This is a genomic window from Devosia sp. (genome assembly GCF_034675085.1).
Classification (GTDB): domain Bacteria; phylum Pseudomonadota; class Alphaproteobacteria; order Rhizobiales; family Devosiaceae; genus Devosia.
In genome coordinates, this window is sequence record NZ_JAUCDN010000084.1 from 1 (window position 1) to 11449 (window position 11449).

Below are 11449 nucleotides of genomic sequence, written 5' to 3' on the forward strand. Positions count from 1 at the left end.
AGGTGTCGTGCAGCATGCGGTCGGCGCCGGCATTGGCCAGCACCACGCCGGTTACACCACCCACGGTGAACAGGAAGATGAAGCCCACGGCCCAGAGCATGGGCGATTTGAAGGTGATGGAGCCGCCCCACATGGTGGCGATCCAGCTGAAGATCTTGATGCCGGTGGGCACCGCGATGACCATGGTGGCAACGGCGAAATAGCGCTGCACATCCAGGCTCAGGCCGGTCGTGAACATATGGTGCGCCCACACGACGAAGCCGACGAAGCCGATCGCCACCATGGCATAGGCCATGGCCATGTAGCCGAAAATGGGCTTGCGGCTGAAGGTGGAGACGATGTGGCTGATCATGCCGAAGCCGGGCAGGATCATGATGTACACTTCAGGGTGCCCGAAGAACCAGAACAGATGCTGGAACAGGACCGGGTCGCCCCCTTCGGCCGGACGGAAGAAGGCCGTGCCGAAATTGCGGTCGGTCAGCAGCATGGTGATACCGCCGGCCAGAACCGGGAGCGCCACCAGCAGCAGGAAGGCAGTGACCAGCACGGACCAGGCGAAAAGCGGCATCTTGTGCAGCGTCATGCCCGGCGCACGCATGTTGAATATGGTGGTGATGAGGTTGATCGAGCCCAGGATCGAACTGATGCCCGCCACGTGCAGGGACAGGATCACGAAATCCATGGCGGGACCAGGATGGCCGGTGGTGGACAGGGGCGGATAGACCGTCCAGCCGCCGCCGAAGCCGAGCGCCTGCGGGCCGGTGCCTTCGAAGAACAGCGACAGGATCAACAGAATGAACGCCGGCGGCAGCAGCCAGAAGGCGATATTGTTGATGCGCGGGAAGGCCGTATCGGGCGCACCGATCATCAGCGGGGCGAAATAGTTGGCAAAGCCGCCCATGGTCGCGGGCATCACCGCGAAGAAGATCATGATGAGGGCATGGGCGCTGGTGAACACATTATACATGTGCTTACCGGCGTCGAGCGCCTCGCCGCCTTCCACGCCATAAACCATGGCCGCGAGACCGTGGAAAATCTGGATGCCCGGCTCCTGCAGCTCCATGCGCATCAGGCCGGACAGAAGGCCGCCGATCACGCCGGCGAAAATCGAAAAGACAAGGTACATTATACCGATGTCTTTGTGATTGGTGGAAAAGACCCAGCGACGCCAGCCTGTCGGCGTATGAGCGTCGGCATGGTGGTCATGACCAGTCGCCTGGGCTTCGAGGTGAGCGATGTCAGCCATTTTTTGTTTCCTCTGAGCCTAGTTCTTACTGCACTGCCGCGAGCGTGGCGTTGGCGGCGGAATAGTCGCCGGCCTTGTAGGCCGCCATGTAGGTGGCGAATTCGTCCTTGGTCACGACGCGGACCGCGATGGGCATGAAGGCATGGTCCTTGCCGCAAAGCTCGGAGCACTGACCATAATAGATGCCGGTCTCGCGCGCGTTGAACCAGGTTTCGTTGAGACGGCCGGGCACGGCGTCGATCTTGATGCCGAAGGACGGCACGGCGAAAGCATGGATTACGCCGATGGGATCGGCGGTCACCAGCAGGCGCACCGTGGTATCCACCGGAACGATCAGCTCGTTATCGACGGCAAGGAGACGCGGCTGGCCGGGCTTGGTCGCCAGACGATCCTCTTCCTGCAGGATCAGCTGGGTGAAGCCAACCTCATCCTCGACATACTCGTAATCCCAATACCACTGCTGGCCGGTGGCCTTGATGGTCAATTCGGGCGCCGGAACCTCGACTTCACCGAAGGAGAAGATATTGGAACCAAGGTACTTGCGCTGCCCATCGGGCACCACGAGCTGGTCGGTCAGCACGCCGAAGGAGGGAATGGCAATCAGGATCAGCAACAGGATCGGCGCAACGGTCCAGATGATCTCGACCATGGTGTTGTGCGTGAAGCCGGCCGGCTTGGGATTGGCCTTGGCATTGAAGCGCACCGCCACGAAAAGCAGCAGAACCAGCACCAGCACCACGATAAAGGTGATGGACCACATCAACGGCCCATCATGGAAGGCGATGATGGAATCCATGATAGGCGTGACGGAGGGCTGCAGATGATACTGCCCGGGCACGGGATGCCCTGCCGACCCACCACCGAATTGATCCTGCGCCGAGGCCAGAGCCGGGGCCAGAGCCACTGCGGCTGCAGATAGCGCCCCCATCTTTCTCAAGAACTGCCCGGTCACTCAAACCCCCTGTCGACTGCAATTGGTGCATCCGCACCGGGATTGAGGGGGACTTATAGCGGCATAGCAAACGCCACCCCGACTCAACCTCGGAGCGCAAAACTCTTCTTTGAGCTAAATCACATTGAGATCATCAAGTCCATGGCGCCGCACGAAACCAACTGCGTCAAATTGCGCCTCGACAATTGGGGAAACCGCCTCACCCTCGCCGCAGTCAGGTCCGCATAAACGTGCACTGGAAGGGCTTCGGTTGACTTGAACGGCTGCCTGTCGGAAACAGATTTTCCCTTGCGCCCGGCGCGATTCGCGGGAGACTAGAGAGTGAAGGCAGTTCTGAAACACGGCCTTGCGGGCCTTGCCCTGGCAATGAGCCTGGCGGTGACCCCCGGTTTCGCGCAGGGCGTCGTGCGCGCCCAGTATGGCGACTGGCAGATGAGTTGCGATACTCCGCCCGGCGCCAGCTTCGAGCAATGCGCCATCATCCAGAACGTCATGGCCGAGGACCAGCCCAATGTCGGGCTTTCGGTCATCGTGCTGCGCACCGCCGATCGCGAGGCGCGGCTGCTGCGCGTGCTGGCCCCGCTGGGCGTGCTGCTGCCCAATGGGCTGGGCCTCAATGTGGACGGGCAGGACATGGGGCGCGTCGCCTTCGTGCGCTGCCTGCCCAATGGATGCGTGGCGGAGGTGGTGCTCGACGACAGCCTCATCGAAACGCTGTCCAATGGCAGCAATGCCATTTTCGTCGTCTTCAAGACCCCCGAGGAGGGCATCGGCATTCCGGTGTCGCTCAACGGGTTCAAGGATGGTTTTGCCCAACTCCCCTGAGGAGGCCGCTCCAGGTGGAAGAACGCCGCGCCCATATCCGCCTGCGCACCCTCAAGGGGGCTCGCATCGCCATCAATGACCGGCGCTCCACCTTTCAATGCATGGTGCGCAACCTGTCCGAGGGCGGCGCGCTGTTGCGGGTGGCCAACGTGGTGGGCATACCCGACACTTTCGATCTTGTGATGGATGACGGGCGCGAATTCGCCTGCACCGCCGTGTGGCGCAATGCGACGGAAATCGGCGTCGCCTTTACCCCTGCCGCATAAAAAAGCCGGACAAGCGCAGAGCGCCGGTCCGGCAAGTCATCAGGAAACGGGAACGGTGGCAAAACCGACCCGGAGATGACACGGGCAGCCTCTCGGCGCCGTGCCAACGCGGGGCGCCGGCGCAAGGCCGGCGCGAACTCAGAGCCGGGCGCTGCGGGCCCGGGCGCCATGGAGCAAACGCCCCGAATGCGCGGGCGCCTGCAAGGCAGCATGGATGTCGCGGCGGCTGATGCCCATGTCGCGCAAATGCACAGTGTCGAGATCGAGCAATGCCTTGAGCGCCATGCGGCGGAGACGGGCCTTGCGGGCCTCGGCCAGCCAGCGCCTCAGGGCACGGACAGGATTGGCGGGCGCGGCGGCGGCAAGCGGTCGCTCGCCGGACAGCGAGAGAGCCATGGCAGTCTCCAGATGTGATTTTGCCGAAGGGAGATCGGCGGGACGATGCAATGGAAATTGCACCAATGCTGAAGACCCTAGCGCTCTGGACTTCCATTCGTCCAACAAATAGATTTCATCTCTTACATCAATCCTTGTGATGAATATCGGTCATGGCCACACCTCTCGATCTGGATCAGTTGCAAAGCTTCTGCGCCATTGCCGATTGCGGCAGCTTCACCGAGGCGGCGCGGCGGGTGAACAAGACGCAGTCTGCGGTTTCCATGCAGATCAAGCGGCTGGAAGAGCGGCTGGGGCACGCCCTGCTCACCCGCGACGGCCGCAGCGTGGCACTGACGCGTCATGGCGAGGCGCTTTATGGGCAGGCGCGCAAGATGCTGCGCACCAATGCCGAAATTCTCGATCATTTCTCCGAGGGGGATCTGGCCGGCTCTATCCGTTTCGGGGTGCCCGACGATTATGCGGTGCGGCTGCTGCCGGTCATTCTTTCCAGCTTCCAGCGCACCCATCCGCGCATCGCGGTCGATGTGTCCTGCATGGCCTCGGAGCATCTGCTCGAAGGCATGCGCTCGGGCCGGTACGATCTCATCGTCTTCACCCAGGGCACCGAGCAGAATTACGGCGAGTTGTTCCGCACCGAAAAAATGTTCTGGGTGGCCAGCCATGGCGGGCGCGCGCTGGCCAGCGATCCCTTGGCCATCGCCTGCGGGCCGCAATATTGCATCTGGCGCAAGGGCGCCATGGAGGCGCTGGACCGGGCGGGGCGCGATTATCGCATAGCCTATACCTCGTCGAACGCCACGGCGATCTCGAGCGCGGTGCTGTCCGACCTGGCGGTGGGTTTCCTGCCCGAAAGCGCCATGCAGCCGGGCATGCGGGTGGCCGGCGAGGAAGCCGGCCTGCCGAGGCTGGCCGATGCGCAGATCGCGCTGATGCGTGCCAGCCACGCCTATGGCGGCATCTACGATGCGTTGGCCAATCACATCGTGCAGTCCATGGGCAATCTGGATACGCCACGCCAGCCGCAGGCGGCCGAGTAAGAGCCGGCTTGATTTTGGCGGCGCGATGACGCACCAGAAGCCATGTCCGATATCCTGTCCAACGCCGCCGAATTCACCGTCAGCGAGATCGCCCAGGCGGTCAAGCGCACGGTAGAGGACGAGTTTGGCCATGTGCGGGTGCGCGGCGAAATCTCGGGCTATCGCGGCCAGCATTCCTCGGGCCACGCCTATTTCACCCTCAAGGACGAGAACGCTTCCATCGACGCGGTGGTGTGGAAAGGCAATTTCGCCCGGCTCACCTTCAAGCCCGAGGAAGGGCTGGAGGTGATCGCCACCGGGCGCCTGACCACCTATCCGCGCTCGTCCAAATATCAGATCGTCATCGACAATATCGAGCCGGCCGGCGCCGGGGCGCTGATGGCGCTCCTGGAAGAGCGGCGCAAGAAACTGCTGGCCGAAGGGCTTTTCGCACGGGAGCGCAAGAAGCCCCTGCCCTATCTGCCCCGCGTCATCGGCGTGGTCACCTCGCCCACCGGCGCCGTGATCCGCGACATCCTGCATCGGCTGGCCGACCGTTTCCCCAGCCATGTGCTGGTCTGGCCGGTGCGGGTGCAGGGAGAGACCTGCGCGCCCGAAGTGGTCAATGCCATCCAGGGCTTCAACACCATGCCGGTCGACGGGCCGATTCCCCGGCCCGACCTGCTGATCGTGGCGCGTGGCGGCGGCTCCATAGAGGACCTTTGGGGGTTCAACGAGGAAGCGGTGGTGCGGGCCGTGGCCGCCAGCGCCATTCCGATCATCTCGGCGGTGGGCCATGAGACCGACACCACGCTGATCGACTACGCTTCGGACATGCGCGCCCCGACGCCGACCGCCGCCGCCGAGGCGGCCGTCCCGGTGCGGGCGGAGCTGGTTGGCTATGTCGACGACCTGGGCGCGCGCCAGCGCCAGGCGGCGCGGCGGCTGACCGGCAGTGCGCGCGACCGGCTGCGGGCGGCCAGCGCCGGCCTGCCTCGCCCCGCCGACCTGGTGGCAACGCAGCGCCAGCGCCTCGACCATGCCGCCAGCAATCTTTTCGCGGGGCTGCGCCATTCGGTGCAGGAGCGGCGCATGGCCTTTTCGCGCAACGAAAGCCGGCTCAGCCCCCGGCTCATGCTGGGGCAGAAGCAGGAGGCGGTCGAGCGGCTGCGCAATCTGTCGCTCCGGGCCGAGGCCGGGCTACGCCAGAGCGTGCAGCGCGCCCGCCTGACCCACGATCCGCATGCCGGGCGGCTGGTGGCGGCAGCGGGATTGCTGGTGGAGCGCAAGCGGGCGCAATTGCAGGCCATGGGCCCCAAGCTCTCGACGGGCACGCTGCGCGCCGAGCTGGGCCAGTGGCGGGCGCGGCTGGAGCCGGTCTCGACACGACTGCAAAACGGCCTCGGCATCGTCCTGAACGAGCGCCGCGCCGCTTTGACGCAGGCGGGCAAGCTCCTTGCCTCGCTGAGCTATCGCAACGTGCTGGCGCGCGGCTATGCCGTGGTCAAGGATGCGGAAGGAAAGCTGGTCAACCAGCGGCAGGGCCTGCTGCCGGGCGATGGCGTGAGCATCGAGTTCGCCGATGGCGCCGTGGCGGCAACGATTGCAGGCAGCCCGGCCATAAAGAAGAAACCACGTCCACAGGCGGATGGGGAGGGGCAGGAAAGCCTCTTTTGATCGGCCCTGTTGCGGGCTATACCGAGGCTTGGCGCTGAAGGACGGTCTCGCATGAACATCTTCGACAAGGGGTTTTCGCCCACCGAAGCGGTGCTCCGCTATGGCGACGGCGAATATGACGTGCTCAAGCCGGGCAGCTTCGTGCGCTGTGCCATCACGCAGAAACCCATCCCGCTCGACGAATTGTTCTACTGGAGCGTGGACCGGCAGGAGGCCTATGCCGACGCCGTGGCGGCGCATACCGCCTTCGAACGCTTCGGGCGCGGAGCCTGAGCGTGGTGGCCGAAGGGGCCGGCCGCCGGCGCTATCTGTTCATTTCCAACGGTCATGGCGAGGACTGGATCGGCGCCGCCATCGTGGCGCAATTGCCCGCCTCGGTGGAGGTGGAAGCCTATCCCATGATCGGGGCCGGCAGCGCCTATGCCGGGGTTTGCCCGATCGTCGGTCCGCGCGCCAGCCTGCGCTCGGGCGGCTCGCGCACTGCCAAGGGCTCGCTGCGCGACGACCTCGCCGGAGGAGGGCTGGGCACCATTCCACCGGCGCTGCAATTCCTGCGGCGCATTCGCGGCTATTATGACGAGGTGGTGGTGATCGGCGACATGGTGGGAGTGATCGCCGCCTATATCACCGGCCATCGCAATCTCTTTTATGTCGATTGCTACAAGACCGGCTATGCCCGGCTCTATTCCGCGCTGGAAAAATGGGTGATCCGGCAAAGCTGCGCCGTGGTCATATCCCGCCGCCAGAACCTTGCCGATATGCTGATCGCCCTCGGCGTCGATGCCCGGTGCGGCGGCAATATCATGATGGACACCATCCCCTACGGCGACTACGACGCCGCCGCCCGCCACAACCGGGCCCAGGCGGTGACGCTGCTGCCGGGCAGCCGGGGGCCGACCAGCGACAATTGTGCCTTGCAGGTGCAGGCGCTGCGTCGCCTGCCGATGGAACTGATGCCCGACATCTTCGTGGCCGTAGCCGGGGAAGTGGATGTCAACGAGCTGGCGGGCCGCAGCGGGCTCAGCCGCAGCCCGTTACTCAGCTCGGAGCGCGCCGATCTGGGTGTGCTGGTGGACGACCAACTCACCATCCACATGGCGCGGGGCGGCGCCATGGGCAATCTGCTGGCCGCTTCCGACCTGGTGCTGTCGCAGGCGGGCACGGCGACGACCCAAGCCCTGGGGCTGGGGCGGCCCAGCATCACCTTTGTCAGCTCCGCCGACCGGCGCTCGCGCTTCGAGGCCGAACAGCGCTATTTCGGCGAGGCCCGGGTGGAAACGCCGGCAAATGCGGAAGGGATCGGGGCAGCGCTGGAGCGCCTGCTGGCCGATCCCGCCGAGCGGCAGCGGTTGGCCGGAATCGGTCAGGCCCGCGTTGGCGGGCCGGGCGCCCTGCAAACCATTCTCTCGGCGCTTGCCGAGCGGCACCCGGCGGAAATGGGTTAGGGCCCGCTTACGCTTCGGGCTCGAGCAGGCGATGCAGATGGACGATGAAATAGCGCGTCTGGGCGCTATCCACGGTCATCTGCGCCTTCTGCTTCCAGGCGGCATAGGCGGTGGCATAATTGGGGTAGACCCCCACGATATCGACCTGGTCGAGATCGGCGAAGGTGACGCCCTCGATGCTGGAGAGCTCGCCGCCAATCACCAGATGCAGCAATTGTTTGGTGGGTTCTTCTTTAGCCATTGGTCATATCCGTTCTTGAAGGGCCGATCGGGGAAGACGCGCTGCCGTCTTCGGCGGGACAGCCATAGACCTTGATGAGCGCGGCATGGACAAGCGGTTTTAGGCTCATGTCGCTCAGGGCGGCAAGGGCTCCATGGCGCACCTCGGCCCGGTTGAAGCGCGGAAAGCCGGTGCAGACATCGGCAAAGCCGATACCGGCCTCGTCCAGAATAAGGGCGGCGGCGGCAATATCCCAATCCTGGCTGCCGCGCCGGGCAACAGCGGCATCGAGCCGGCCGGTGGCCACCTGCACCAGCCGATAGGCCAGCGAGGGATAGGCCGGCCCGCGCGTATAATGCAGGCCCGCCGCCTGCATTTCCTGGTGCACGGCGCCGGGCGCCGGGATGAGCGGGGCGGCGCCGGCGCGGCGGCTGCGGCGCAGAGGCTTGCCATTGAGACGGGCGCCCCCGCCCTTTTCAGCCTCGTAAAGCTCGTCGCGCGCCGGGGCATAGACGACGCCGGCCACGGGCACGCCGTTTTCCACCACGGCGAGCGAGAGGGTCCAGCTATCCTCGCCGCGCAGGAAGCCGCGCGTGCCATCGATGGGGTCGATGATGAAGACGCGCTCGCAATCGAGCCGGCGGGCATTATCGGCGGTTTCCTCGCTGAGCCAGCCATAGTCCGACCGGGCGGCGAGCAGGGTCTGGGCCAGATAATTATCGACGACGATGTCGGCCTCGCTGACCGGGGAGGCATTGTCCTTTTGCCAGCTGCGCACATCGCGGCGGAAAAAGCCGCAGGCAAGGATGCCGGCCGCGACCGCGGCGGAGCGGAGCAGTTCGAGATCGTCACTATAGGTGGTGGCGGGCGCGGGCATTGCCGCGCCTTTTATGCCCCCCGCCCAGCTTGGGCAAGAGCCGGGGGCGCATAGGCCGGTTGCAGGCGAATATGGCAGCGTTAACAGGGCTTTTGCGCGTGAAGTTAACCGCGTCCTACTTGATGCAAGACACCGCTAACCCTCTCGGAAAACAAGATAAACTTAACCGAACCGATTAAGGGGGCGGGTAAGGGGAAGCGCTATGTTGGCCCCATAAAGAGAGCGCCAAAAACAAGCTCTCGAAGTTGACAGGAAGGCGAATTCAAATGGTTCACGGTGTTGCGATGGAAGGGACTTCGGTCGTGCTCGCATTCGGCCGGCCCAAGCTGGCGGAACGCCGCTTCGTGGCGGCCAACGACAATGGTCCGCGCGACCCGGTCAAAACCGTCACCCTGCGCCGCATGCTCGAACAGAGCGGGGTCGCCATCAAGATCAAGGTGCCCGTCACCGAATTCATCGGCGTGGCCGTGGCCACGCGGATAAATGAAGAGGGCGTTCTCACCAGCTCCATCGAACTGGTCCATTCCGACCCCGACCTCAACTATCGGGTCTTCGAGGAAGAAGGGAACCAGAACGTCGTGGCCGAGTGGCAGAACTGGGGCAAGAAGCTGCGCCTGCCGCTTTATATCAAGGCCGGCGATGGCGCCTACATGCCCTATGGCCAGCAGGTCGACGGGGTGATGCTGGGCCAGTCGGCAACGCGCCGCAAGCTGGTGGCCGAAGCCAATCGCCGCCCCCGCTTCCTCAACCGCCGCAAGCCGGGCCAGCCCGACGCCTCCTGAATTTCATCTGCCTCCAGAGCACGCCTTGAAGGGTTGACCAGTGGTGCGGTCGGCCCTTTTGGCGTTTCTGGGGGCCGAGCGATGCGGTGAATATTAGCGGAGGCGGAAGGGGGCGGGGATAAATGGGCATTTTTCCCCGTTTTCAGCCTCGCACCAAGTCATTCCGGCGCAGGCCTGACTCCAGGCTGAAGACTACCCGCGACCTCATTGATGGGGGAAGCATGCGGACATGGATTCCGGCCTGCGCCGGAATGACATAGGGGTTTGGGGCGCGGTGAATGACCAGCAGAAACGCCCCTACCACACCCAATCGGCCAGGAAAGCCAGGGTAAGCACGATGCCGACATAGCGGTTGGACCAGAAGCGGAGCCAGGGGTTGCCGGGCTTTTCGGCGTCCACGGTCTGCACCTGCCAGGCGAGGATGCCGGCGGCGATGAGGGAAATCAGGGCAAAGACGATGCCGGCACCGACCAGGGTGGCGGCGGCGAGCCAGAGGATATAGGCGAGCGCGTAAAAGCCTGCGACAATGGGACGGGTATTGGCGCCGAAGAGACGAGCAGTGGATTTGACGCCGATGAGCGCGTCGTCCTCGATGTCCTGAAGCGCATAGAGCGTGTCATAGCCGATGACCCAGAGGATGGTGCCGGCATAGAGCAGCAGCGGCGGCAGGGCGAGCCCGCCGGTCTGCGAGGTCCAGCCGACCAGGGCGCCATAGGAAAAGGCGAGGCCGAGAAAAGCCTGTGGCCACCAGGTGATGCGCTTCATGAAGGGATAGATGGCGACCAGCACCAGCGAGGCGACGCCGGCCCAGACGGTGAAGCGGTTGAACTGAAACAGCACCAATGCCCCCAGCAGCGCCTGAATCACCAGGAAAGCCAGGGCCTGGCGGGCGGTGACCTGGCCGGCAGGAATGGGGCGCAGGCGGGTGCGCGCCACTTTCATGTCGATATCGCGATCGACGATGTCGTTGAAGGTGCAACCGGCGCCGCGCATCAGAATCGCGCCGACGAGCATGAGCACGGCGGCCCACCAGTCAAAACCCCGGGCCGGATCGGCCACGGCGGCCAGCCCGAGGCTCCAGGCGCAGGGCCAGTAGAGCAGCCAGAAACCGATGGGCCGGTCCCAGCGGGCCAGGCGTGCATAGGGTTTCAGCCAGGGCGGCGCGAAACGATCAACCCAATTACCGGACTGGGCATCGGCAATGGCGGTGGAATCGGATTGATCTTGGGTCATGGCGATTTCCTTGGCGATTTCCTGGAGAGCGAGGGTTGAGGCCCGCAAGAGGTCTACTGCGTTCGTCGGCTTTGGAGTAGACCTTGCGATGACGTTCCCTGATGGTTTGCCGATGCCCCGCACCCACGCCACCCTGCCCCGTCTGTTCGTGTCCGCCGATCTCGCTCCCCGTGGCCAATTGACGCTGGGCAAGGAGCAATCGCTGTATCTCGCCGCCGTGCTGCGCCGGGCCGTGGGCGACGAGGCAGTGCTGTTCAACGGCCGCGACGGGGCCTGGCGCTGCCGGCTGACAGGGGATTCCAAAAAGGCGGTTCAGCTTGAAATGCTTGAACAAATCGCGCCGCAGACACCGACCTCCGACCTCTGGTACGGCTTTGCGCCGCTCAAGAGCGAGCGGCTGGACTATTTAATCCAGAAGGCGACGGAAATGGGGGCCGGCATCATCCAGCCCGTCATCACCGCGCGCACTCAAGTGAGCCGGCTGAAGCCCGAAAAGCTGGTGGCCAACGCC

At 64.5% G+C, this 11449-nt stretch carries 14 protein-coding genes; 8 read left to right on the forward strand and 6 right to left on the reverse strand.

Features of this window, described 5'->3' with window-relative positions; translation table 11 throughout:
- Both VDP82_RS07310 and coxB read right to left on the reverse strand, forming a co-directional pair.
- Window positions 1-1246: cbb3-type cytochrome c oxidase subunit I (locus VDP82_RS07310; RefSeq protein ID WP_323014194.1), on the reverse strand; the 1246-nt coding region annotated here is incomplete at its 3' end.
- A 25-nt stretch (window positions 1247-1271) separates the two neighbouring features.
- The gene (gene coxB / locus VDP82_RS07315; RefSeq protein ID WP_323014206.1) at window positions 1272-2174 is read right to left on the reverse strand and encodes a cytochrome c oxidase subunit II; all 903 of its coding nucleotides are present in this window, start codon (window positions 2172-2174) and stop codon (window positions 1272-1274) included.
- Window positions 2175-2564: 390 nt separating this feature from the next.
- Between coxB and VDP82_RS07320 the strand changes: the two genes are divergently transcribed.
- Together VDP82_RS07320 and VDP82_RS07325 are read left to right on the forward strand one after the other, a co-directional pair.
- Window positions 2565-3023: an invasion associated locus B family protein gene (locus tag VDP82_RS07320; protein WP_323014207.1), complete on the forward strand. Its 459-nt coding sequence runs from the start codon at window positions 2565-2567 to the stop codon at window positions 3021-3023.
- Between the two features lie 14 nt (window positions 3024-3037).
- Window positions 3038-3289: a PilZ domain-containing protein gene (locus VDP82_RS07325; RefSeq protein ID WP_323014195.1), complete on the forward strand. Its 252-nt coding sequence runs from the start codon at window positions 3038-3040 to the stop codon at window positions 3287-3289.
- Window positions 3290-3427: 138 nt separating this feature from the next.
- On the opposite strand, the gene VDP82_RS07330 is transcribed toward VDP82_RS07325, so the two are convergent.
- Window positions 3428-3685: a hypothetical protein gene (locus VDP82_RS07330; protein ID WP_323014196.1), complete on the reverse strand. Its 258-nt coding sequence runs from the start codon at window positions 3683-3685 to the stop codon at window positions 3428-3430.
- A 152-nt stretch (window positions 3686-3837) separates the two neighbouring features.
- Here VDP82_RS07330 and VDP82_RS07335 point away from each other — a divergent pair, with 152 nt between their 5' ends.
- From VDP82_RS07335 to VDP82_RS07350, 4 genes are read left to right on the forward strand one after another with little or no spacing between them, the layout of a single operon-like run.
- Window positions 3838-4725 carry a LysR family transcriptional regulator gene (locus VDP82_RS07335; protein ID WP_323014197.1) on the forward strand — a complete coding sequence of 296 codons (888 nt, stop codon included), beginning with the start codon at window positions 3838-3840 and terminating at the stop codon, window positions 4723-4725.
- A gap of 42 nt (window positions 4726-4767) precedes the next feature.
- Complete coding sequence (gene xseA / locus VDP82_RS07340) at window positions 4768-6381, forward strand: exodeoxyribonuclease VII large subunit (protein WP_323014198.1); 1614 nt, start codon at window positions 4768-4770, stop codon at window positions 6379-6381.
- Window positions 6382-6432: 51 nt separating this feature from the next.
- Entirely contained in the window at window positions 6433-6654 is a 222-nt protein-coding gene (locus VDP82_RS07345) for a DUF2093 domain-containing protein (RefSeq protein ID WP_323014199.1), read from the forward strand.
- Window positions 6655-6656: 2 nt separating this feature from the next.
- Window positions 6657-7826, forward strand: a complete 1170-nt coding sequence (locus VDP82_RS07350; RefSeq protein ID WP_323014200.1) for a hypothetical protein — start codon at window positions 6657-6659, stop codon at window positions 7824-7826.
- A gap of 7 nt (window positions 7827-7833) precedes the next feature.
- Here the strand turns inward: VDP82_RS07350 and VDP82_RS07355 are convergent, their stop codons facing one another.
- Both VDP82_RS07355 and VDP82_RS07360 read right to left on the reverse strand, forming a co-directional pair.
- Window positions 7834-8067 (reverse strand): DUF4170 domain-containing protein, encoded by a 234-nt coding sequence (locus tag VDP82_RS07355; protein ID WP_323014201.1) that lies wholly within the window; start codon window positions 8065-8067, stop codon window positions 7834-7836.
- Window positions 8060-8923, reverse strand: coding sequence for a 3'(2'),5'-bisphosphate nucleotidase CysQ (locus VDP82_RS07360; protein ID WP_323014202.1), 864 nt, complete (start codon window positions 8921-8923; stop codon window positions 8060-8062). The genes VDP82_RS07355 and VDP82_RS07360 overlap by 8 nt, the downstream gene beginning before the upstream one ends.
- A gap of 266 nt (window positions 8924-9189) precedes the next feature.
- Here VDP82_RS07360 and VDP82_RS07365 point away from each other — a divergent pair, with 266 nt between their 5' ends.
- On the forward strand, window positions 9190-9705 hold the full coding sequence (locus VDP82_RS07365) for a DUF6101 family protein (RefSeq protein ID WP_323014203.1): 516 nt from the start codon (window positions 9190-9192) through the stop codon (window positions 9703-9705).
- A 297-nt stretch (window positions 9706-10002) separates the two neighbouring features.
- Here VDP82_RS07365 and ubiA read toward each other — a convergent pair whose 3' ends face one another.
- Window positions 10003-10938, reverse strand: a complete 936-nt coding sequence (ubiA, locus tag VDP82_RS07370; RefSeq protein ID WP_323014204.1) for a 4-hydroxybenzoate octaprenyltransferase — start codon at window positions 10936-10938, stop codon at window positions 10003-10005.
- On the opposite strand from ubiA, the gene VDP82_RS07375 reads away from it, so the two are divergent.
- Window positions 10937-11449: RsmE family RNA methyltransferase (locus VDP82_RS07375; RefSeq protein WP_323014205.1), on the forward strand; the 513-nt coding region annotated here is incomplete at its 3' end. The two genes, ubiA and VDP82_RS07375, sit on opposite strands and share 2 nt — an antisense overlap.

Coding starts and splice junctions, on each gene's coding strand:
- coxB (WP_323014206.1), bottom strand. CDS start 2,174: ATGGGGGCGCTATCTGCAGCCGCAGTGGCTCTGGCCCCGGCTCTGGCC.
- VDP82_RS07320 (WP_323014207.1), top strand. CDS start 2,565: ATGAGCCTGGCGGTGACCCCCGGTTTCGCGCAGGGCGTCGTGCGCGCC.
- VDP82_RS07330 (WP_323014196.1), bottom strand. CDS start 3,685: ATGGCTCTCTCGCTGTCCGGCGAGCGACCGCTTGCCGCCGCCGCGCCC.
- VDP82_RS07335 (WP_323014197.1), top strand. CDS start 3,838: ATGGCCACACCTCTCGATCTGGATCAGTTGCAAAGCTTCTGCGCCATT.
- xseA (WP_323014198.1), top strand. CDS start 4,768: ATGTCCGATATCCTGTCCAACGCCGCCGAATTCACCGTCAGCGAGATC.
- VDP82_RS07345 (WP_323014199.1), top strand. CDS start 6,433: ATGAACATCTTCGACAAGGGGTTTTCGCCCACCGAAGCGGTGCTCCGC.
- VDP82_RS07355 (WP_323014201.1), bottom strand. CDS start 8,067: ATGGCTAAAGAAGAACCCACCAAACAATTGCTGCATCTGGTGATTGGC.
- VDP82_RS07360 (WP_323014202.1), bottom strand. CDS start 8,923: ATGCCCGCGCCCGCCACCACCTATAGTGACGATCTCGAACTGCTCCGC.
- VDP82_RS07365 (WP_323014203.1), top strand. CDS start 9,190: ATGGTTCACGGTGTTGCGATGGAAGGGACTTCGGTCGTGCTCGCATTC.
- ubiA (WP_323014204.1), bottom strand. CDS start 10,938: ATGACCCAAGATCAATCCGATTCCACCGCCATTGCCGATGCCCAGTCC.